The sequence below is a fragment of the Micromonospora profundi genome (genome assembly GCF_011927785.1).
GTDB classification, from domain to species: Bacteria; Actinomycetota; Actinomycetes; order Mycobacteriales; family Micromonosporaceae; genus Micromonospora; species Micromonospora profundi.
Genome location: NZ_JAATJK010000001.1, coordinates 2,910,611 through 2,931,191 on the forward strand (window position 1 = coordinate 2,910,611; position 20,581 = coordinate 2,931,191).

Sequence of the window (20,581 nt, forward strand, 5' to 3'; positions counted from 1 at the left end):
CGGCCCGCTCAGCCGACGGACGACGCGAGCGTCAGCCGGCGTTGGCCCCTGGGTACGCAGGTGCACTGCATCTGCTGCAACTCATGATCATTCGGCCGCAGGTGCAGGTACATCGCGACGAGCATCGGGATGAAGACGACCGAGTTGTAGAACAGGTGCAGCTCGACGCGGGGCACGACGAGCTGGACGAGGCTGCTAGGGCCGGCCGCACCGGGCAGCAGGAAGCCCATCTGGACCTGCAACAGCAGCAGCAGGTGCTCGATGTGATGCCAGAACTGGATCGCCAGGGCGACCGTCCACCATGTCTTCGCCCGACCCACGAACCCGGGGCGCAGGAGGAACAAGCCGATCAGCATGACGATCGCGTAGCCGTAGTGCAGCCACTCGGAGCTGACCAGCCATGGGTAGGGCATGCCCAGGACGCCACGCGCCTGCGGGCGGGCCCATCCCAGCGCCCAGATCTGGTACGCCTGCACCAGGTGCTCGGCCCAGTGGGCGAGCACGACGGCCATGTACAACCAGAGGACCGTGCGATGGTGCGCTGTGTTGATCGCGCCGATAAGTCCGGGACGTGCGGTGCTTTCCTTGGCCACGCTCATGTGCACTCCATCTAGGTGGCTGGTCATCTCAAGGAGCACGTTAGACATTGACGGAGAGTGATTGTTCTTCGTGGTTGCGCACTTGGCGCTACCGGGCCGTCACGAACCGCCTCGGGCGTGTGACAGTCTGCTGCTGTGGCGTCACAGAGAGCACGATGAAAGAAGCTCCCCGGACGGCCGGATGGGAGCATTGTCGCGCGGCGGTCACGCCGCCCCGCCCAGGTGGTCGGGGCTGTCACGACGGCGGAAGGGCATGACGACGATGGCGCACATCGATCTCGGCGTCGACGAGAAGCAGTTTCCCGGCATCACCGGCCCGATGATGTACCGGCCGGAGACGGCGAAGCCGCTCAACGAGCTGGCCGAGGTGCTGCTGCGCGCTCCGCACTCGCTCCCCGCTGGCGAGCGGGAGCTGATCGCCGCGTACGTCTCCGGGCGCAACGAGTGCACGTTCTGCTGCTCGTCGCACTCGGCGTTCGCCGCGGCGCAGCTCGACGAGGGCATGGACCTCGTCGACAAGGTGCGCGCGGACCTCGACACCGCCCCGATCTCGGCGAAGCTGCGGGCGCTGCTGCGCATCGCCGGCGCGGTTCAGATCAGCGGCCGTAACGTCACCTCCGAGCTGGTCGCCGACGCCCGCGCCGAGGGCGCCACCGACCTGGAGATCCACGACACCGTGCTGATCGCTGCGGCGTTCTGCATGTTCAACCGCTACGTCGACGGGCTCGGCACCTTCGCACCCGTCGGTCAGGACGCCTACGCCGAGACCACCCGTCGGATCATCGAGGTCGGCTACGGGTCGGCGCTTCCCGCGGCGCCGCCCGCCCCGGTCAGCTGAGCGTCGAGCCCGGGTCCGGGCGGCGGGTCAGGACGCGCTGGCGGACCGTTCGGTGGGGCCACCCGAGGTGGCGTCGGGCGTGGGGCGGCGAGTCAAAACCTGAGGGCCGGTGGTCGTGATGGCCACCGTGTGCTCCGAGTGGGCGGTACGGGAGCCGTCGGCGGAGCGGATCGTCCAGCCGTCCTCATCAAATTTGATCTTGTCGGTCGAGCGGCAGAACCAGGGCTCGATGGCGACGGTGAGGCCTGGGGCGAGCTTCAGGCCACGGCGGGCGCGGCCGTCGTTGGACACGTGCGGGGCCTCGTGCATGGTCCGGCCGATGCCGTGGCCGCCGAACTCGGCGTTGACGCCGTAGCCGTAGGAGCGGGCGACGTCGCCGATCGCGGCGGAGATGTCGCCGAGCCGACCGCCGGGCTGGGCGGCGGCGATGCCGGCCTCCAGTGCGACCTCGGTGGCCTCGATCAGCTTCTCGTCGGCCGGGTCGGGGGTGCCCACGATGACCGACAGCGCGGAGTCGGCGACCCAGCCGTCGATGCCGACCGCCATGTCGATGCTGAGCAGGTCGCCGTCGCGCAGGACGTAGTCGTGCGGCAGGCCGTGCAGCACAGCGTCGTTCACCGACAGGCACAAGACGTTGCGGAACGGGCCGCGGCCGAAGGAGGGTGCGTAGTCCCAGTAGCAGGATTCGGCGCCGCGCTCGGCGATCCGGCGGCGGGCGTGGTGTTCGAGGTCCATCAGGTTGACGCCGACGGCGGCGACACCGCTCAGCTCGGCGAGCAGCTCGCCGACGAACTGGCCGGCTACCGCCATCTGGCGGATTTCCTCGGCGGACTTGAGTTCGATCACGCCATATCTCCCTCTCCCGGTTGCGGTATTTTTATACCACGCCGGACGGCCTACTCCCCCGAGGGCTATCCTTCTGGCATGGTTCGCCAACCCCTCACCGCCGAGCAGATCGCAGCGGGTCAGCGCCTCGGAGTCGCCCTCCGCGCCGCGCGGGGCAGCCGCAGCCTCGTCGAGGTGGCCCTGGCAGCCGGCATCTCCCCGGAGACCCTGCGCAAGATCGAGGCGGGCCGGCTTCCCGCACCGGCGTTCGGCACCGTCGTGTGCCTCAGCCGGGCCCTCGACGTCCCGCTGGCCGACCTGGCCGACACCTGGCTTGCCGACATGCCCGTCGGCCAGTCGCCCTGGCTGCCGGCCGCCGAGGTGCTCCGCTAGGAGCCGGTCGACGTCGGGCCGGTCTCCTATAGTCGTCCGGTGAACCTGGATCGGGTCCGGCAGGCGTACGCGTCAGCCGCCGAGGCGTACATCGGGCTGTTCGGCACCCGCGAGCAGGTCGATCCCGACGACCTCGCCTTCATCGGGCGGCATCTGGCCGGCCGACCCGGCCCGGTGCTCGACCTGGGCTGCGGTCCCGGCCACCTCACCGACCATCTCCGCTCGCTGGGCGTCGACGCGACGGGTGTCGACCTGGTCCCCGAGTTCATCGCCCACGCGCGGTCCACCCATCCGGACGGTCGGTACCACGTGGGGTCACTGCACAGCCTCGACGCCGCCGACCACAGCCTGGCCGGCATCCTGGCCTGGTACTCGTTGATCCACCTGCCGCCGCCGGACCTCGACGGAGTGCTCGCCGAGTTCCGGCGAGCAATCTCGCCCTCCGGAACGCTTGTGCTCGGCCTCTTCGACGGCGGCACCGAGGAGGTCGCCGCCTTCGACCACAAGGTCGTCACGGCGTACCGCTGGCCTTTCGACGAGGTCTCCACGCGACTGGCGCGAGCCGGCTTCACGGAGGTCGAGCGTCTGCGGCGGCCCGGCGACGACCGCCACCGGCCGCACGGCGCCATCGCTGCCGTCGCCGTCTGACGAGGCGGCCAGCCGGGAAGACATTGACACTTTTCGTTACACTGGGGTTAACAACTGCCCACAGCTCCCGCCGGATCGCCGCGGGGATCGCAGCCGGATGGTGGACGCCGCCCACATCCACCCGGCCCGCGCCCGCGCCGACCGCCCTGGTCGAGGCGTGCCCGCACGATCGCCGCCGCCAGCGCAGGGAGCACGTCCCTGGAGGAGTTCCATTGAGAAAGAGATCGAAGATCGGCGCGGGGCTGGCGGCACTCATCGTCCCGGTCGCCTCGATGTTCATGGCGTTCGGCGCGACACCGGCCAATGCCGCCGTCGGCGGCTCGGGGCCCTACCCCGCCGACTACGAGACGTCGACCACCCTGGCCAACCACACCATCTTCCGCCCGCAGACACTCCCGTCCGAGCGTCTCCCCATCCTCGTGTGGGGCAACGGCGCCTGCTCGGCCAATGGCCTCTCCCAGGGCAACTTCCTCCGGGAGATCGCCTCCCACGGCTTCCTCGCCATCGCCAACGGCGCTCCGAACGGATCCGGCTCGACCAACTCCCAGATGCTCACCCAGTCCATCGACTGGGCCGTCGCGGAGAACTCCCGGCAGGGCAGCAAGTACTTCAACAGGTTGGACACGTCCAAAGTCGCCGTCGCGGGCTTCTCCTGCGGAGGTCTGGAGGCGTACGCCGTCTCCGGCGACCCTCGGGTCACCACGACCGGCATCTTCAGCAGCGGCCTGTTGAACGACGCCGACGACTACCAGCTCCGGAGACTGACCAAGCCGATCGCCTACTTCGTCGGCGGCCCCAGCGACATCGCCTACCCCAACGCCATTGACGACTGGGGCAAGCTCCCGGCCGGGCTGCCCGCCTTCATGGGCAACCTGAACGTCGGGCACGGCGGCACCTACGACCAGACCAACGGCGGCGAGTTCGGCCGCGTGGCGGTGCTCTACCTCAAGTGGCGCCTCAAGGGCGACACCACCGCCGGCACCAACTTCGTCGGCGCCAACTGCGGTCTGTGCGGTACCCAGTGGACCGTCCAGCAGAAGAACCTGACGCTCGGCGACAACCCGCCGCCCACCACACCGCCGCCGACCACACCCCCGCCCACCACGCCTCCACCGACCACACCCCCGCCCACCACACCGCCTCCGACCACGCCGCCTCCGACCGGCAGCCCCGCCTGCACCGCTGTCTACGCCGTCGCTGACCAGTGGAACGGCGGATTCGTCGCCAACGTCACCGTCACCGCCGGAACCGCCGCACTCAGCGGTTGGCGCGTCACCCTCAACCTGCCGAGCGGCGCGTCGGTGAGCTCGCTGTGGAACGGCGTCGCCAGCGGAACCAGCGGCACCGTCACCGTCACGAACCAGAGCTACAACGGACGGCTGGCCGCCGGTCAGACTGCCACGTTCGGGTTCCAGGGCACCGGAAACGGCAGCGGCGCAACCGCCACCTGCACCGGAAGCTGAATTCCACAGATGTGTGAGCCCTTCGGCGGGCCGGTGCCCGATCACCGGCCCGCCGAAGGTGTTTTCGCCGCCGGCCCGCACGCACAGCGGGTCGACGGGCTGGCTCAGTGCGAGTGCCGGGGCACGGCGCTGCCGCTGCCGCCGACGAGGAAGTCAAGGTCAGCTCCCCTGTCGGCTTGCAGGACGTGCTCGCTGTAGAGCCGCGTCCAGCCCCGGTCGGCAGTCAGCGGTGGCGGCTGCCACGCGGCCCGGCGTCGGGCGAGTTCCACGTCGTCGACAAGCAGATCCAGACGCCGCGCGGAGGCGTCGACGTGAACCAGGTCCCCGGTACGCACCAGCGCCAGCGGGCCACCCACCGACGCCTCCGGGGCCACGTGCAGGATGCAGGTGCCGTACCCGGTGCCGCTCATGCGGGCATCGGAGATCCGCACCATGTCCGTGATGCCGTCGGCGAGCAGCCGTCGCGGCATCGGCACGTTTCCCACCTCCGGAAAGCCGGGATAGCCGCGTGGGCCGGCGTTACGGACCACGATCACGGTGTCCGGCGTGACGTCGAGGTCCAGATCGTCGGCGGCGACGACGTACTCCTCGATCCGGTCGAAGACGAGCGCCGGCCCGGTGTGCGTGAGCAGGTGCGCGGAGGCGGCGGAGACCTTCAGCACCGCCCCGGACGGCGCGAGCGACCCGCGCAGCACCACGGTGCCCGAGCCGGCGGGCTGGAACGGCTCCGCGAGGGTGCCGATGACGTTCCGGTTCCAGCACCGGGCGCCGCCGATGTTGTCGGCCACGCTCCGTCCGCTGACGGTGACGTGGTCGAGATGCAGCAGCGGGGCGATCTCCGCCATCACCGCCGGCACGCCGCCGGCATAGGCGAAATCCTCCATGAGGTACGTCCCGGACGGCATGAGGTTGACGATCATGGGCACGTCGGCCGTGAGTGTGTCGAAGTCCTCCAGCGACAGCGCGACGCCGAGACGCCCGGCGATCGCCAGCAGGTGCACGACGGCGTTCGTGGAGCCGCCGATCGCCGCGTTGACCCGGATGGCGTTCTCGAACGCCTGCCGAGTGAGCACACTGGACAGCCGCTGGTCCTCGGAGACCATGGCGACGATCCGGCGGCCGGCAGCGTGCGCGAGCGCGTACCTGCGGGAATCGACAGCCGGTACGGCGGCGGCCCCCGGCATCTGCACGCCCAGCGCCTCGGTCACACAGGCCATCGTCGAGGCCGTACCCATCGTCATGCAGTGGCCCCGGCTGCGGGACATGCCGACCTCGGCCTCCGCGCAGTCGGCAACAGTCATCCGGCCGGCCCGCACCTCCTCGGTGAACTGCCAGACGACGGTGCCCGAGCCGATGTCCTGACCGCGGAACTTGCCGTTGAGCATCGGCCCGCCGGTCAGCATGAGGGTCGGCAGGTCGACGCTCGCCGCACCCATCAGCAGGCCGGGGGTGGTCTTGTCGCAGCCGGAGAGCAGGACCACCCCGTCGAGCGGGTTGGCGCGGACCAACTCCTCCAACTCCATGGCCAGCAGATTGCGGTAGAGCATCGTCGTGGGTCGCATGAGGGGCTCGCCCAGGCTCATCGCGGGAAACTCCAGCGGCAGGCCGCCGCTCTCCCAGATGCCCCGCTTCACCGATTCGGCCAGGTCGCGCAGGTGGGCGTTGCACGGTGTCAGCTCCGACCAGGTGGTGGCGATGCCGATCACCGGGCGACCGTCGAAGACGTCGTCGGCGAACCCCTGATTGCGCATCCACGATCGGTGGACGAACCCGTTACGGCCTTCGGCGCCGAACCATTGCGCGCTGCGCAGCGGCCGATCTGTGGTCGACATCGGTGCACCCCTCCGGGTTGAGAGAAACAGAAGCGGGCTCAGACTGTGGGAGCCGTACGGCGGCTACGTCGCCGCTGGCTCCAACCTCCCGTCGACGCGCCGGGCGATCGCGGTGTACCCGTCCCGCAACTCCTCGGGGAGGATCCATTCCGGGGCGTTCTGCCAGGCGAGGGGACGAAGGAACCGCCGAATCGAGGTGGCGCCCACCGAGGTGTGCACGGAATTCGTCGAGGGCCACAGCCCACCGTGGTGCTGGGCCCACGACACCCGCACGCCTGTGGGATAGCCGTCGAAGACGATGCGGCCGGAGCGGGCCGCGAGCACGTCGACCATCCGGCGTACGACAGCGGCGTCGTCGCCCGGCCCGTGGTGGATGGAGCCGGTCAACGACGGCGCGACGGTCGCCAGCACGGCGTCTAGGTCGGCGACGTCGTCGTACCGGACCACGACCAGGAGCGGACCGAAACATTCGTCGGCGATCTCGGCCGTCAGGCCGGGCAGGTCGACCTCCAGGAGCGTCGGCGCGACAGTGAAGCCCGCACCGGGATCGACGGTCGGCCGCGCCGAGACGTGCGCGCCGGCCCGCTCGAACGCCCGCGCCCCGTTCTCGTACGCGTCCCGGATGCGCTCGTTGAGCACTACCGCACCGCCGGAGGCCGCGACCCTGTCCCGCAGCGCGTCCACAAGGTGCGCGCCACCCGGGTCCGACGGGACGAACGCCAGACCGGGTTTCGTGCACAGCTGACCGCCCGAGCCGGTGAACGAGGCGTACAGGCCCTCGGCGATCTGGTCCCCCCGGTCCGCGGATGCGCCGGGCAGGACGACGATCGGGTTCACACTGCTCAGCTCGGCGTACAAGGGAATGGGATCGGGGCGTTCGTCGATGGCCGCCTGGATGGCGCGGGCGGCACCGACAGAGCCGGTCAGTGCCACAGCGCGCATCGCGGGATGGCGCACCAGCAAACGGCCTGCCTGCTCCCCGTAGACGGTGCCGGTCACCCCGTCGGGGCCGCCCAGCTCGCGGATCGCCGACGCGATCGCCTCGGCGGAGGCGTGCGATGTGAGCGGGTGCGACGGGTGTGCCTTCAGGACTGTGGGACACCCCGCGGCGAGCGCGGCGGCGGTGTCGCCCCCGGCGACCGAGAACGCGAACGGGAAGTTGCTGGCCCCGAAGACGGCGACCGGCCCCAGCGGTACGAGCATGCGCCGCAGGTCCGGGCCGGGCCCGAGTGGCGTCTCGGCAGCGTGGTCGATGGCCGCCTCGACGTACGCTCCGTCGCGCAGCACGTCGCCGAACAGGCGGAACTGCAACGCCGCCCTGGTGAGTTCCTGGTCGAGTCGGGCGTGGCTCAGCCCGGTCTCCGCCTCGGCGGCGGCGATCAGTGCCGCCCGGTGGGACTCCAGGGATGCGGCGATCGCGTCAAGCATTCCCGCTCTGCCGAGCCGTCCCAGGTCGGACAGCCACTGCGTCGCCCGGTACGCCTGGTCGGCGATCGCCTCCAGCCGGGACTCGTCGGTCTCGGTGAGATCCGTGTCGCGCTGTCGGCCGTCGCGCGGATCGACGGTGCTGACCACGTTCACAGCAGTCCTCTCTTTCCCAGGTTGGTCATGAGATCCCGGACGCCGAACTCCCAGGGCTCGCACTCCTCCGCGTGCCGCACGCGATTGACAAGGGTGCCGAGCGACGGGCAGCTGATCCGTACGATGTCGTCGACCTTGTGGGTGAAGCCCTCGCCGGGGCGATCCCGGTCCTGGATGGGCGCGAACATGGTGCCGAGCATCAGGGCGGCGCCGTCGGGATAGCGGTGGTGCGGGCCGATCAGCTGGCGTACCAACGCCTCCGGGTCGCGCGACATCCGCGTCATCTCCGAGACCGCCTCCAGTCGGAAGCCGTCGACCCCGCAGACCTCAAGACCCACCTCGAGTTCACGCACGTGGTCCATGCCGAACCGCTCGTCGAAGAGGCGGATCAGGGGGCCGAGGGCGCACGACGCGTTGTTGTCCTTCGCCAGGGGCAGCAGGAGCGCCGAGCGGCCCTCGACGTCGCGCAGGTTCACGTCGTTGCCGAGGGTGGCGCCGACGACCCGGCCGCTGGACTGGACGATCAGCGTGACCTCGGGCTCCGGGTTGTTCCAGGTCGACGCGGCGAGCACACCGACCGCGACGGCGGTGCCGACGGCGGAGAGGATCTGCCCCTTGGTGAAGATCTCGGCATCGGGCCCGATGCCCACCTCCAGGTACTGGCTCCAGATGCCCTCGCCGACAAGCAGGGTCTTGAGCCGGTCCGCCTCGGGCGAGCCCGGTGCCAGGCTGGACAGGTCGGTGCCGATGTCGGCGGACATGCGGTGCCGGATGTCCGCCGCCACCGCCACGTCTCCCCGTGCCCGCTCCTCGATGACGCGTTCGATGAGCGAGACCGGGAAGGTCACACCCGCGGCCTTGAGCGCCTGGAGGTCGACAGGGGCGAGCAACCAGGGCCGGGTACGGTCCGGGGACGCGGCACCGGTATTGGCGAGGATCTCCCCGAAGTCGCCAACCCGTGGCCCGTCGAGCCCGGCCACCGTTGCGGCAGGGTCCGGCAGCTCACAGACGTCCCTGATGGTCGGGAACAGGTGACTGATGTCGATGACCTCGCCGCCGCGCACTGTCACCGTCGACGGACCGTCGACGGACGGGTCCCAGATCCGGCCGACGAGGACACTGTTGTCGGCATCGTCCGGCAGCGCCTCGGTGGGGGAACCGAACCAGTCCGCCTCAGCGGGCAGCCCTCGGGGTTTCGGGACCGTCATGAGCCGGTCTCCAGGTCGCAGGTGGGCCGCTCGACCCGAGGGCGGACGAGCACGTCGCCAGCGCCGGTCAGGACCAGCCGTTCATTGGTGATCTCGGGTTGCCAGGGCACATCCGTCGCCATGATCTCCAGGTATCGGAAGGTGGACGGTGTCGTGCCGAGCGGCAGTGTCGCCGTTTCTCCACTGTTGCGCGTCGGAGTCACCGGGATCAATCTGCAACGATCGTAGCGCCATGTGCAACGGTGTCAACCCGTGATTGCGCAGCGCGTGGATTACATTGCACATGACGCAACGAGGACGGCGAGTGTGGCCGTCGCGGGAGGAGCCGGAACTTGTCGCAATCAATTCGCCGCGCCATCGACCTCATCCGCCGGTCGGCGGAGCAACCGCTGTCGCTCACCGAGGCAGCGGACGTGCTCGGCGTCCACAAGTCCACGGCTCTGCGGATCCTCCAGACACTGGAGGCGGCCCGCTTCGTACGCCGGACCGGCGCGGGCACCTACGTGCTCGGCAGCGGGGTGATCGAGCTGTCCGAGATCGCGCTCGGCTCGATGGACCTACGACAGTTCGCCGCGGCCCACCTCCGTGCGTTGCAACGCGAGACCGGCCACACCGTGCACCTGGGACAGCTGACCGGCGACGAGATCATCTACATCGACAAGGTCGACAGCCAGGCGTTCGACGCCGTGAAGCTGCCGTCCCGGGTGGGGCGCGCCGTGTCGATCTACGCGAGCGCCGTCGGCAAGACGATCCTGGCCTACCTGCCACCGGAGGAACGCGACCGCCTCCTCTCCCACGTCGTCTTCGAGCGGTTCACCGACACCACCCTCACCGACCACGACTCCCTCGAAGCCGAACTCACAGGCATCCGCGAACGCGGCTGGGCCACTGACAACGGCGAACACGACGCCTACGTGATGTGCGTGGCCGCACCGGTCCGGGATTCGCGCGGGCAGGTCACCGCCGCCGCCTCGATGACGGCCATCGAGGTCATCGCGAGCCTCGACCAGCTCAAGAGCGCCCTGCCCCTCCTGTTGGAGACCGCGAACCAGATCTCGCGTGAACTCGGCTACACACCTCCGTCTTCCTGATCGTCACTCCGATGTCACCGGTTGATCGCATCGGCGACGTGTCGTCGTCGGTCCGCGCGAGTTGGCTGTCAGCCGTCGCACATGACCGGACCAGGAGCTGATGCACGTGCCTTCCTCTCGTCGTACCTTCCTCGCGGGCGGTGCCGCCGCAGGCGTGGGCCTCGCCGTCGCCGGCGGACTGCCGTCGCTGGCGCAGGCCAGCCCGACCCGGGTTCACCCGCCGGTCAAGGCCGGCCGCGTGCCGTTCCCGCCGCTCGTGGACGACCCCAAGGGCGTCCTGGCCCTGCCCAAGGGCTTCAGCTACACGGTGGTCACCCGCACCGGGGTCACCCGGCTCGACCACGGCCAGGGCCTGACCCCGGCCGACCACGACGGCATGGCCGTCTACGACGCCGGTCACGGCCGGTACCACCTGATCCAGAACCACGAGATGGACCCCGGCGCCGAGTTCGGCGTACCGCACGTCAAGGGCACTGTGTACGACCCGGGCGCCGTCGACGCCGGTGGTTGCACCGTGATCAAGACGGACCGTGCCGGCCGCAACCTGGGCGAGTTCGTCGCCCTCTCCGGCACCGTCGCCAACTGTGCTGGCGGCCCCACCCCCTGGGGGACCTGGCTCACCTGCGAAGAGACCGAAGACCGGGCCGGGGACAAGTGGAGTGAGGACGGCCGGTCCGGCGTCTTCCAGAAGGACCACGGCTACGTCTTCGAAGTGTGGGCCGACGGCAGCGCCGACCCGAGGCCGATCAAATGCCTGGGCCGCTACTCCCACGAGGCCCTGGCGGTCGACAGGGACCGCACCAGGGTCTACCTCTCCGAGGACGCCGACGAGCCCAACGGCCTCTTCTACCGCTGGACGGCGCCGCGCGGCGTGAAGCTGGGGCCCGGCGTGCTCACCCGCCTCGCACCGGACGCCGGTGTCCTCGCCGCGATGCAGATCATCATGGAGGACGGCTCGGTGCTCCCGGACGTCGCCTACCTGACCTCCGCACAGCTGGGCCGCCCCTTCCCCGTACGGTGGATCGAGGTGCCCGACCGCGACGCGCGGAACAAGCCCGTGCGCGAGCAGTTCACCGATGCCCAGGTCACCCGCGGCCGCAAGTTCGAGGGCGTGTGGGGCACCGACGAGGGCGTGTACGTGGTCAACTCCTACGCCTGGGACGAGGGCGACCTGCCTGCGGACGCGGCTCCCCACGACGGCATGGTCTGGTTCTACAACTACCGGGACCAGACCATCCAGCTGGTGACGTACTTCCCGCACCAGACCTCCTCGGAGGAGGGGACGCCTGCCAAGTACACCGACCTCACCTTCGACGGCCCCGACAACGTGACAGTCACCCCGTGGGGAAGCCTCGTGCTCGCCGAGGACGGCTCGGGTGCCTCCCACGTGCTCAGCGCGACTCCGGGCGGCCCGACGTACGCGATCGCCCGCAACCAGCTCAACGACTCCGAGTTCTGCGGGCCGACGTTCACCGCCGACGGCAAGGTGCTCTTCGTCAACATGCAGGACCCCGGCCTCACCCTCGCCATCACCGGCCCGTGGGAGAAGTACCTGGGCTGACGCCCATCAGTGGGGGTCAGGCGATCGGCCTGGCCCCCACGACGCGGGTCGAGGCGACAGGTAGGGTCACCGCCGTGCCAGCGAGGCTTGAGGCTGTCTACTGCGACGGGTGGGACGCCGGCGTGGTCAACCCGTTGACGTCGGTCACTGCGAAAGCACGCGACGCGGTGGGCGAACCGTACACCGTCCTGCTGTTGCTCAACGGTCAGCTGTGTGCGGTGATGGACCTGTCCTGGAGCGATGGGTATTGCCGAATCACTCGATTCGACCCCGCTGACAGGCAACTGTCTCGGCACCTGCTGCGCGGCACCGACGAGGGCGACCTGTTCCTGCGCGAAGCCCGGACCTGGGATGGCCCAGCCGACGCGGGCAAGTACGAGTATCCGCACGTTGCGGCCAGGACGACCACGACGTACAGCAACTCCGGAATGCGTACCGACATCGTGGAGCCGCGCGGAGACCGGGGTGCCCGGCAGGAGTCCACGTCGGAGCAGCGACCACCACGGCTACCCATCCCGGCTTTTGGCCAATGGAACGAGCTGTTGCGCCTCGCCGGGGAGGCATCCGCCGAGATTGTCGACGCCGTCCAGCACGAGCTGCCGGTGCGCGTGGAGACCCGCGCGCCGTGGCGACCGCCCCGTCCCCTGCGGCCCGACGGCATTGCGGAGCTGTTCGTCTCCGGCGCCATCGTCGACATCCACGACAAGCGGCTTCACCTGTCGGTTCATCAGGCCGGGGAGCTTCGCCTGACCTCCGGCCGCCTGGTGGCGGCCGACCCCTCGTCGCTGGAGTTCGACGCCGAGCCGTTCACCGTCAGCGTGCCAGCGGGCGCGTACCCGGTCTCGATCAGCCTTGCCACCTTCCTCGACGACCCGCGCCACAGCCGGGTGTGCGCTGCCCGCCTTGACGTCAACGACCGGCCCACCGTGCGGTGGGAACTGGCCTTACGCGATGGCCAGGAGCCGATCGATCTGGGCTATCGGGAGTTCTTCGGGTTCGGCGTGGACGCTGGAATGGCCTGCTTCGTCGATGCGGACGCCCGCGAGCGTATGAAGGACGTCTGGCTGACCCTCGACGGCCTGATCGATCCCCGGCATCGCACGATTGACTCCGGAGCGATGGTCGTGTGGTCCAGCGGCTGGGGCGACGGTGCCTACCCCACCTGGATCGGCTATGACGCTGCCGAGAGCGTGACCTGCTTTGTCGCGGACATGCTGCTGTCCCCCACCGACAGCGACGAGGACGACGACTGAGCTGAGAGGGCTCGCGAGCCGACAAACGTCAGCCGGTTCTGGCCGCGAGCCCTGATGCCTGACGATGCTACGGCGAACGCAGCGCACCTTGCCCAAGTAGCCCACGCAGGACGGTGCCGGCGCTCAGTGTCCGGATTGGCAGCGCATCCAGTAACTCACCAAGCTCAGCGGACCGATCGGCCCCGCGCTACACAAATCGATCCAGGCCGCTGCGATCGCAACCGTCCCCTAGGATCGGCCGGCAAACGCCCCGGCCCCAAGGAGAGTGCGGCCCGATGGATTCGAAGATCCTGCTGGAACGCCTGCACCGGGCCGGGATGCGCGACGTCGTGGCGGTCGAGCCGGTGACGGGTGGGCTCGCGGCGCTCGCCGGCATCGCCACCCGCCGGGACGCGCCTGCGGTGTTCGTCAAGGCGTTCGCCGACGCACCAGCCGAGGGCGTCTTCGTCACGGAGGCGCACGGGTTGGCCGCCCTGCGCGAGCGCGGCGGCGTGGCGACACCCGAGGTGATCCTGGCCGACCGGGACCTGCTGGTGCTGTCCGTGCTGCGGCCGAGGCCGCCCAGCGAGCACTTCTGGGAGCAGCTCGCGCACGTGCTCGCCCGAATGCACCTGAGCACGATCCATCCGCGCTTCGGCTGGGACCACGACAACTGGCTGGGCCGCCGCCGCCAGATCAACACCTGGGACGACAACGGCTTCGCCTTCTTCGCGCAGCACCGGTTGCTGCGCTGGCTCGGGCAGCCGCGCGTCGACGCGGCACTCGACCCCGGCTACCGGGCGGCGCTGGAACGGCTCTGCGACCGGCTGCCCGACCTGCTTCCCGACCGGCCGGCCTGCCTGACCCACGGTGACCTGTGGGCACAGAACATCCTGGCCACGCCGGACGGGCAGCCCGCGCTGATCGACCCCGCCGTGTCCTACATGTGGGCCGAGGTCGACCTCGCCCACGTGTGGTCCACCGCTCCCCCGCCCGAGGCGCAACGTTTCTTCGACGTGTACGCGGAACTGACCTCGCTCGACAGCGACTGGCGGGCCCGTATGCCGATCGTCCAACTGCGGCAGCATCTCGCCGTGCTGGCCCAGTTCGACGATGACTGGGGCGCGGCCGACCAGATCCGCGCGACCCTCGCACCGTTCCGTACGCAAACCTGAGCGCAGGACTGTCAGCGCCGCCCTCGAGGCATGGACGCGCGGTGGCGCGGATGCGAGCGGGCGGCCGGGTCAGGCTCGGTGGACGAGGTCCAGGCCGGTCAGGTGGGCCGAGAGCGTCCAGAGGCGGGCCGCCGCGCTGCTGTCGGTGGACTCGCCGTCGACGGTGCGACAGTCCGCGCAGTAGTCGCCGCCGTTCGCGTCGAGATCGGGTGACGTGGCGGCCCAGACCTGTGTGGCCGCGCCCTGCTCGGCGGTCTTGAACAGGCCCGGCGCCGGAGTGCCGTCGGCGTCGATCCAGCCGGCGGCGACCATCTCCTCGACGGCAAGGTGCCGTTGCAGGGGCGTGAGGATCCAGCCGGGGTTGACCGAGAAGGCGCGGACGCCGTGCGGCTCGCCGAGCAGGTCGAGGTGGCGGGCGAACAGGATGTTCGCGAGCTTCGACTGGGTGTACGCCTCCCACTTGTCGTAGCCGCGCTCGAAGTGCACGTCGTCCCAGCGGATGTGCCACGCCGGGTTGCGTCCGGAGGCGACCGATACGACGCGGGCCGTGCCGGCGGCCGTGAGCGCGGGCCACAGCAGGTTCGTGAGGGCATAGTGGCCGAGGTGGTTGATCGCGAACTGCGCTTCCCATCCCGGCCCGACCCGTGTCTCCGGGCAGGCCATGACCCCGGCGCCCGCGATCAGGATGTCGAGCACCTGATGGTCTCGCAGGAACCGCTCGGCGAACGCCCGGACGGAGGCGAGGTCACCCAGGTCGAGGTGGTCGACCTCGACCCCGGCCACACCGGTGAGCGTGCGCCGCGCGTCGTCGGGCCGGCGGGCGGGGACGACCACCCGGGCCCCTGCCGCACCGAGCGCGCGGGTCGTGGCGAGGCCGAGGCCGGAGTAGCCGCCCGTGACGAGAGCCGTCCTGCCGGTGAGGTCGATCCCGGCGAGGACGTCCGCGGCCGTGCTGTGGGCACCGAACGTGGTGTGGGTCGTGTCGCTGGTCATGGACCGGGACGCTAGGTGCTAGACCGAGGTCTAGGTCAACCCACTACCGTCGACGGCGTGACGGACGACCTGAGCATCGGGCAGGTGGCGCGGCGCACCGGGTTGAGTGTGCACACGCTGCGGCTCTACGAGCGGGCGGGTCTGCTGGCCGGCGAGGTGCGACGCGACCGGGCCGGCCGGCGTGTCTACAGTGCCTGGGACGTCGAGTGGCTTATGAACTGCGTGAAGTTCCGGGCCACCGGGATGCCCCTCACCACGATCAGCCGCCTGGCCCAGCTCGTCCGTGAGGGCAGCGGCAACGAGGCCGAACGGCTCGAACTGCTGCGCGACCACAGGCGCCACGTCACCGAGCAACTCGCACGGCTGCACGACTGCCTCGACCTCGTCGACACCAAGGTGGCCAGCTACGAGCGGCACCTCGCGGCCGGCGCGACCGGAGATCCCTGGCAACAGGAACCCCCGCCCGCGCCGGAAAGGCCCGGGCGCCAGGTCGGCTGACGCCCGGGGGTCTCCGACGTCAGCTGGTGACGCGGAAGGTGGCGTCCGCGCGGCCGGTCGCGTTGGTGATCTGGTCTAACCGCAACAGGTACTCCCAGTGCCGGATGTAGCGGTCCGGGAAGTTGTACGACTGGAACGACACCGCCCCGGAGTCGGTCAGCCCGGCCACCCGACGGAATGTGGCATCGGCGGCGAACTGCGCGGTGCCCTCGTTGCGGGCCAGTGAGAAGTCGTAGTCGAAGTGCCGGAGGTAGTAGCCCGGGAAGTTCACCGACTCGAACGAGACATAGCCGCTTGAAGCGTTGGCAAGGCCCGGCACGATCCGCCACTGGCCGTCGGCCGCCGGGCTCACGTTCGCGTCGATCCGGGCGTCGTAGCTGGCGTGCCGTACGTAACGGTCGGCGAAGTTGTACGACTGGAGGCGGTTCACCGGCAGTGTGGGCGTACCGACGCCGACGCTGGTCTGGGTGACGCGCGCGATGGTGCCGTCGCTGTTGTAGTTCAGGTAGTCCATCGCCAGGGACCGCCGGAAGTCGTTGCTGCCCGGCAGCCCGTTGCGGTGATACGCGATGTACCAGCGGCCGTTGTACTCAGCTATCGAGTGGTGGTTGGTGCTGTTGTTCGTGTAGTCCAGCAGGATCCCGCGGTAGGTGAACGGGCCGAGGGGGTTGCTCGCGGTGGCGTACGCGATCTGGCCGGGCCAGCCGGTCGAGTACGAGAAGTAGTAGACACCGTTGCGCTTGTGCACGAATCCGGCCTCACCGAAGGCGGTGCTGCTGCCCGTGCCGGTGATCGTGAGGTTCTGGACGCCGCCGGAGGTCGAGATCATGTCGGCGTTGAGCCGGACCACCTTCGGCGCGCGGGCGCCACCGAAATACAGGTACGCCTGCCCGTTGTCGTCGACGAAGGCGGCCGGGTCGATCGGTTCCTCGCCGGTGTTGGCGTCGCGTCCACGCTCCACCAGCGAGCTGCCGCGGGGGTCGCTGAAGCCGCCAGTGGGCGACGTGCTGCGGGCCACGCCGATCTTCGTCCGGTCGACTGGCAGGTAGAGGTAGTAGTAACCGTTGCGCTGCACGGCCGACGGCGCCCAGGCGTACTGCGTCGCCCAGGAGAATCCGCTCACCGAGAAGGGCGCGCCGTGGTCGGTCCAATCGACGAGGTTGCTCGACGAGTAGACCCGCCAGGCGTTGGAGTCCCAGTAGGTGCCGCTGTTGCCCTGGTCGTCGGTGGCGTAGATGTACACGCGGTTGTTGGCGACGAGCATCGACGGGTCGCCGGCGAACCGGGTCACGATCGGGTTCGCCGCCTGTGCGGGCATGGCGACCAGGGCCGTGGCCACCACGGCGGAGGACACGATCAGGGACGCGATGACGCGCCAGCGGGCTGTCAGTCTCATGAGGGCGTCGTCTCCTAGAGGGTGGGCGCGACAGGTCGGATGGTGCCGTCGGCGTTGAACCACATCTGGTCGATGGTGACCTCGCGGTTGGTGCCGTTACCCGCCGGAATGGCGAAGCGGTGGTACGCGATGTACCAGGTGTCGCTGTCCGGCGCCTTGACGATCGACTGGTGCGCGGGGCCTCTGATGCCGAGGCTCAGGTTCTTGGCGAGAATCGTGCCGCGATGGGTCCAGGGGCCGAACGGTGTGGTGCCTGTGGCGTACTCGACGTGGTAGTTCTCCGAGCGGGTGTCGTCGACGGAGTACGTCAGGTAGTACGTGCTGCCGCGCTTGAAGACGAACGGCGCCTCGCGGAAGTTGGGCAGGCCGAAGGTGCGGATCTGCGCCGGGTCGAAGGACGTCATGTCCGGGTTCAGGCGGACCGCGTAGGCCGAGCCGTTGCCCCAGTAGAGGTAGGACTGACCGTCGGTGTCGGTGAAGGCGTGCGGGTCGATCATCTGGCCGCTGCGGAGACCGGCGGGGACCAGCGGTCGGCCGAGCGGGTCGGTGAACGGGCCCGTCGGGCTGGTCGAGGTTGCCACGCCGATGTTGGCGGCGGCGCTGAAGTAGAAGTAGTAGCGATCGTTGCGGTAGGCGATCGTCGGCGCCCAGGCGCGGTCGTCCGCCCAGCTGACGTGCGGCCCGAGGTCGAGGATGGTTCCGTGGTCGGTCCAGTTCACCAGGTCGGTGGACGAGAACGCCTTGAACCGGCTGCCGCTCCAGCCCTCGTACCCGTCGGTGGTCGGGTAGATGTAGTAGCGGCCGTTGAGAAAGGCGATGTTCGGGTCGGCGTAGAGGCCCTTGATGACGGGGCTACGGCGGCCGGCGATCCACGGGGTGACGACCCGGAAGGAGCTGTCCTCGGCGAACGTGGTCGGGTTTGTCGTCGACGGGTCGAGCCACAGCTGGTAGTCGCGGTGGCGGATGAACCGACCCGGGTAGTTGAACGCTTCGAGGCGCACGGAACCACTGGCGGAGCCCTCCCGTACGCAGAAGGTGGCATCAGCCAGGAACGTCGCCGTGCCGGAGTTGGTCTCCAACCGGATGCGGTAGTCGCGGTGGCGCAGCCACATGCCGTTCGCCGCCTGGAACGAGACGCATCCGGTGCCACCTGCCAGACCCGGGGTCACGGTGACTGTCGCGTCGCTGCGGGCCTGGGTGGAACTGCCTGATGTCACTGCGGCGATGCTGCCGAGGTAGTCGGCGTGCCGCAGATACTGGCCGGGCACGTTCACCGACTGCAGGGACCGGGCGCCGGTGGGGAGATCTGCCGCGAAAGCCTGTTGTGTCACGCCGACGATGATCAGGGTTGCGCCGACGACGAGCGCCGTCAGTCGGGCCACCTGCCTCCGGCCGTTACGGAACGAGGGCATGGGGTCCCCTTCCTCCGGAGGGCCGCCGGCCGGGGCCGCGAGCACAGGTAGCCACCGTCCAACGGCCGTTACGGCGGCATTTCGCAGGTGTTTCACCCGCAGGCTCGCAGTGTTATCGCTCACATAGATAGCTGTCAAGACCTCGCATGGTGGGCGCCGAGTTGCTGTCCACCTTCGCCACGAGGGCTGGGCGGCGACGGTAAACCATCGCCACCCAGCCCTCGCGCGTGGTCGGCCGGGCGCCTGAGCTACCCGATGCGGACCAGTTGCCACTGCTGGTTGTTGCCACCCCAGTCGGCGTACTGCACGATGTTGCCGCCGTCGGCGGTGGACGCGCCCTGCACCTCGATCGCCTTGCCGCTGTTGCGGTTGAGCAGGCGCACGTAGCCGCCGCTGGACTCGGCGATCCGGAACTGCTGGTTGGTGCCGTTGCCGTCGCCCCACTGCACGATCGCCGCACCGTCGGCGGTGGAGAAGTTGTAGACGTCGAGCACCTTGCCGGAGTGCCGGGACTTCAGCCGGTAGTAGCCGCCGCCGGAGTCGACGAACTGCCACTGCTGCCACGCGCCGTCGTTACGGGACCACTGCGTGATCCGCGCGCCGTCGTTCGTGGCACGGTTGTACACGTCCAGCGCCCTGCCACTGTTGCGGTTCACCAGCACGTACCAGGCGCTGGTGTCCACAGGGGAGCCCGGCGGAGGTGTGGTGGGGTTGGTGCCCGCGTTGAGGGCGTTGAGGACGGAGTCGTACGCCGCCTTCTTGTTGCCCGACCTGTCGAACAGCAGGGCGTTGTCAGTGCCACGCCACGAGTCGCTGTCCCGTACGCCCCAGACTGTGATGCCGGTGCAGCGGGTGACGGCCAGGCAGGCGCGGGTGACCGCGCCGAAGATGTTGGCCTGGTTGGAGCCGGTCATCACGTCCAACTCGGTGATCTGCACATCAACGCCCAGGTCAGCGAAGCGTTGCAGGTTGGCCTGGTAGTCACCGGCCAACGTCGTACCCAGATGCGACTGGAAACCGACGCAGTCGATCGGCACACCACGGGACTTGAAGTCCCGCACCATGTTGTAGATACCCGTCGACTTCGCGTTGATCCCATCGGTGTTGTAGTCGTTGTAACACAACTTCGCACCCGGATCCGCGGCCCGCGCAGCCCGGAACGCCGCCTCGATCCAGTCGTTACCGGTGCGCTGCAGATTCGAATCCCGCCGCCCACCACTGCCACCATCGGCGAACGCCTCATTCACCACATCCCAGGCATAGATCTTGCCCCGGTAGTAGGTGGCCACCTGCGTCACATGGTTGATCGCCGCGTTACGCAACGCGCTGCCCGACAAGCCCTGCGCCCAACCCGGCTGCTGCTGGTGCCACAACAACGCATGACCCCGCACACTCATGCCATTGGCCTGCGCGTGACTGACCAGACGATCACCACCGGAATAGCTGAACCGACCCTGCTGCGGCTCGGTGGCATCCCACTTCATCTCATTCTCAGCCACCACACTGTTGAACTCGCGGTTCAGGATCCCGACGTACTGGCTGTCGGAGAGCTTGCCCGTCGCGACGGCCGCACCGAAGTAGCGGCCCTTCTCGGCGGCGGCCTGTTTGAGGGTTGTCCCGGCGCTGGCGGTGGGGGCCATGGCCACCGCCATGCCCGCGGTCAGGGCGACGGCGAGTGTCGCCGTCGACAGCAGAGTTCTCAGGGGTTTCATGTCGTTCCTTCTCACTCTCGGAACCGGTGGTGGTGTGCCAGAGCCGGGCGCGGCGGAACCCGCGCCGAGACGGAGCCCGGATCGTGACGTGACGTCCGCATGCCCTGGGGGACGCCGTGCTCGA

At 69.4% G+C, this 20,581-nt stretch carries 19 protein-coding genes; 9 read left to right on the forward strand and 10 right to left on the reverse strand.

The genetic code is table 11. The annotated features are described in order from the left end of the window. Window positions 1-8 precede the first annotated feature (8 nt). Complete coding sequence (locus F4558_RS12900) at window positions 9-599, reverse strand: hypothetical protein (RefSeq protein ID WP_082377261.1); 591 nt, start codon at window positions 597-599, stop codon at window positions 9-11. Window positions 600-861: 262 nt separating this feature from the next. On the opposite strand from F4558_RS12900, the gene F4558_RS12905 reads away from it, so the two are divergent. Continuing rightward, entirely contained in the window at window positions 862-1,437 is a 576-nt protein-coding gene (locus F4558_RS12905; RefSeq protein WP_167947428.1) for a carboxymuconolactone decarboxylase family protein, read from the forward strand. Between the two features lie 27 nt (window positions 1,438-1,464). On the opposite strand, the gene map is transcribed toward F4558_RS12905, so the two are convergent. After that, the gene (map, locus tag F4558_RS12910) at window positions 1,465-2,283 is read right to left on the reverse strand and encodes a type I methionyl aminopeptidase (protein WP_167944245.1); all 819 of its coding nucleotides are present in this window, start codon (window positions 2,281-2,283) and stop codon (window positions 1,465-1,467) included. 78 nt (window positions 2,284-2,361) lie between these two features. Here map and F4558_RS12915 point away from each other — a divergent pair, with 78 nt between their 5' ends. The 3 genes from F4558_RS12915 (at window position 2,362) to F4558_RS12925 (ending at window position 4,766) form a co-directional block, all read left to right on the forward strand. Continuing rightward, the gene (locus F4558_RS12915; RefSeq protein ID WP_053652940.1) at window positions 2,362-2,655 is read left to right on the forward strand and encodes a helix-turn-helix domain-containing protein; all 294 of its coding nucleotides are present in this window, start codon (window positions 2,362-2,364) and stop codon (window positions 2,653-2,655) included. 39 nt (window positions 2,656-2,694) lie between these two features. Continuing rightward, window positions 2,695-3,303 (forward strand): class I SAM-dependent DNA methyltransferase, encoded by a 609-nt coding sequence (locus F4558_RS12920; RefSeq protein WP_053652941.1) that lies wholly within the window; start codon window positions 2,695-2,697, stop codon window positions 3,301-3,303. A 212-nt stretch (window positions 3,304-3,515) separates the two neighbouring features. Next, window positions 3,516-4,766 carry a cellulose binding domain-containing protein gene (locus F4558_RS12925; RefSeq protein ID WP_167944247.1) on the forward strand — a complete coding sequence of 417 codons (1,251 nt, stop codon included), beginning with the start codon at window positions 3,516-3,518 and terminating at the stop codon, window positions 4,764-4,766. A 104-nt stretch (window positions 4,767-4,870) separates the two neighbouring features. On the opposite strand, the gene F4558_RS12930 is transcribed toward F4558_RS12925, so the two are convergent. The 4 genes from F4558_RS12930 to F4558_RS12945 form a co-directional block, all read right to left on the reverse strand. Next, window positions 4,871-6,598 (reverse strand): IlvD/Edd family dehydratase, encoded by a 1,728-nt coding sequence (locus F4558_RS12930; RefSeq protein ID WP_167944249.1) that lies wholly within the window; start codon window positions 6,596-6,598, stop codon window positions 4,871-4,873. Between the two features lie 63 nt (window positions 6,599-6,661). Beyond that, window positions 6,662-8,179, reverse strand: coding sequence for an aldehyde dehydrogenase family protein (locus tag F4558_RS12935; RefSeq protein ID WP_167944251.1), 1,518 nt, complete (start codon window positions 8,177-8,179; stop codon window positions 6,662-6,664). Beyond that, on the reverse strand, window positions 8,176-9,387 hold the full coding sequence (locus F4558_RS12940; protein ID WP_209273274.1) for a fumarylacetoacetate hydrolase family protein: 1,212 nt from the start codon (window positions 9,385-9,387) through the stop codon (window positions 8,176-8,178). Before F4558_RS12940 ends, F4558_RS12935 begins: the two co-directional genes overlap by 4 nt. Continuing rightward, a complete protein-coding gene (locus tag F4558_RS12945; RefSeq protein ID WP_167942851.1) occupies window positions 9,384-9,590 on the reverse strand; it encodes a hypothetical protein in 207 nt (68 codons plus the stop codon). The genes F4558_RS12940 and F4558_RS12945 overlap by 4 nt, the downstream gene beginning before the upstream one ends. Window positions 9,591-9,719: 129 nt before the next feature. Between F4558_RS12945 and F4558_RS12950 the strand changes: the two genes are divergently transcribed. The 4 genes from F4558_RS12950 to F4558_RS12965 all read left to right on the forward strand — a co-directional run bounded on the left by F4558_RS12950 (window position 9,720) and on the right by F4558_RS12965 (window position 14,446). Then, window positions 9,720-10,478, forward strand: a complete 759-nt coding sequence (locus F4558_RS12950) for an IclR family transcriptional regulator (protein ID WP_167944253.1) — start codon at window positions 9,720-9,722, stop codon at window positions 10,476-10,478. A 100-nt stretch (window positions 10,479-10,578) separates the two neighbouring features. After that, window positions 10,579-12,039, forward strand: a complete 1,461-nt coding sequence (locus F4558_RS12955; protein ID WP_209273275.1) for an alkaline phosphatase PhoX — start codon at window positions 10,579-10,581, stop codon at window positions 12,037-12,039. 74 nt (window positions 12,040-12,113) lie between these two features. Beyond that, window positions 12,114-13,292: a DUF4241 domain-containing protein gene (locus F4558_RS12960; protein ID WP_167944257.1), complete on the forward strand. Its 1,179-nt coding sequence runs from the start codon at window positions 12,114-12,116 to the stop codon at window positions 13,290-13,292. 275 nt (window positions 13,293-13,567) lie between these two features. Continuing rightward, a complete protein-coding gene (locus F4558_RS12965; protein WP_167944258.1) occupies window positions 13,568-14,446 on the forward strand; it encodes a fructosamine kinase family protein in 879 nt (292 codons plus the stop codon). Window positions 14,447-14,515: 69 nt separating this feature from the next. Here the strand turns inward: F4558_RS12965 and F4558_RS12970 are convergent, their stop codons facing one another. Continuing rightward, a complete protein-coding gene (locus F4558_RS12970; RefSeq protein ID WP_167944260.1) occupies window positions 14,516-15,439 on the reverse strand; it encodes an oxidoreductase in 924 nt (307 codons plus the stop codon). A 57-nt stretch (window positions 15,440-15,496) separates the two neighbouring features. On the opposite strand from F4558_RS12970, the gene F4558_RS12975 reads away from it, so the two are divergent. Further along, window positions 15,497-15,937, forward strand: coding sequence for a MerR family transcriptional regulator (locus F4558_RS12975; RefSeq protein WP_167944262.1), 441 nt, complete (start codon window positions 15,497-15,499; stop codon window positions 15,935-15,937). A gap of 19 nt (window positions 15,938-15,956) precedes the next feature. Here F4558_RS12975 and F4558_RS12980 read toward each other — a convergent pair whose 3' ends face one another. The 3 genes from F4558_RS12980 to F4558_RS12990 all read right to left on the reverse strand — a co-directional run bounded on the left by F4558_RS12980 (window position 15,957) and on the right by F4558_RS12990 (window position 20,457). Then, window positions 15,957-17,333 (reverse strand): AbfB domain-containing protein, encoded by a 1,377-nt coding sequence (locus F4558_RS12980; RefSeq protein ID WP_209273276.1) that lies wholly within the window; start codon window positions 17,331-17,333, stop codon window positions 15,957-15,959. 14 nt (window positions 17,334-17,347) lie between these two features. After that, window positions 17,348-18,745 carry a family 43 glycosylhydrolase gene (locus F4558_RS12985; RefSeq protein WP_167944264.1) on the reverse strand — a complete coding sequence of 466 codons (1,398 nt, stop codon included), beginning with the start codon at window positions 18,743-18,745 and terminating at the stop codon, window positions 17,348-17,350. A 248-nt stretch (window positions 18,746-18,993) separates the two neighbouring features. Next, window positions 18,994-20,457, reverse strand: a complete 1,464-nt coding sequence (locus F4558_RS12990; RefSeq protein WP_167944266.1) for an endo-1,4-beta-xylanase — start codon at window positions 20,455-20,457, stop codon at window positions 18,994-18,996. Window positions 20,458-20,581 lie beyond the last annotated feature (124 nt).

Excerpts from the sequence above, each read along its gene's own strand:
- F4558_RS12980 (WP_209273276.1), bottom strand. The coding sequence starts at position 17,333 with ATGAGACTGACAGCCCGCTGGCGCGTCATCGCGTCCCTGATCGTGTCC.
- F4558_RS12985 (WP_167944264.1), bottom strand. The coding sequence starts at position 18,745 with ATGCCCTCGTTCCGTAACGGCCGGAGGCAGGTGGCCCGACTGACGGCG.
- F4558_RS12940 (WP_209273274.1), bottom strand. The coding sequence starts at position 9,387 with ATGACGGTCCCGAAACCCCGAGGGCTGCCCGCTGAGGCGGACTGGTTC.
- F4558_RS12990 (WP_167944266.1), bottom strand. The coding sequence starts at position 20,457 with ATGAAACCCCTGAGAACTCTGCTGTCGACGGCGACACTCGCCGTCGCC.
- F4558_RS12970 (WP_167944260.1), bottom strand. The coding sequence starts at position 15,439 with ATGACCAGCGACACGACCCACACCACGTTCGGTGCCCACAGCACGGCC.
- F4558_RS12900 (WP_082377261.1), bottom strand. The coding sequence starts at position 599 with ATGAGCGTGGCCAAGGAAAGCACCGCACGTCCCGGACTTATCGGCGCG.
- F4558_RS12915 (WP_053652940.1), top strand. The coding sequence starts at position 2,362 with ATGGTTCGCCAACCCCTCACCGCCGAGCAGATCGCAGCGGGTCAGCGC.
- F4558_RS12965 (WP_167944258.1), top strand. The coding sequence starts at position 13,568 with ATGGATTCGAAGATCCTGCTGGAACGCCTGCACCGGGCCGGGATGCGC.
- F4558_RS12955 (WP_209273275.1), top strand. The coding sequence starts at position 10,579 with ATGCACGTGCCTTCCTCTCGTCGTACCTTCCTCGCGGGCGGTGCCGCC.
- F4558_RS12930 (WP_167944249.1), bottom strand. The coding sequence starts at position 6,598 with ATGTCGACCACAGATCGGCCGCTGCGCAGCGCGCAATGGTTCGGCGCC.
- F4558_RS12905 (WP_167947428.1), top strand. The coding sequence starts at position 862 with ATGGCGCACATCGATCTCGGCGTCGACGAGAAGCAGTTTCCCGGCATC.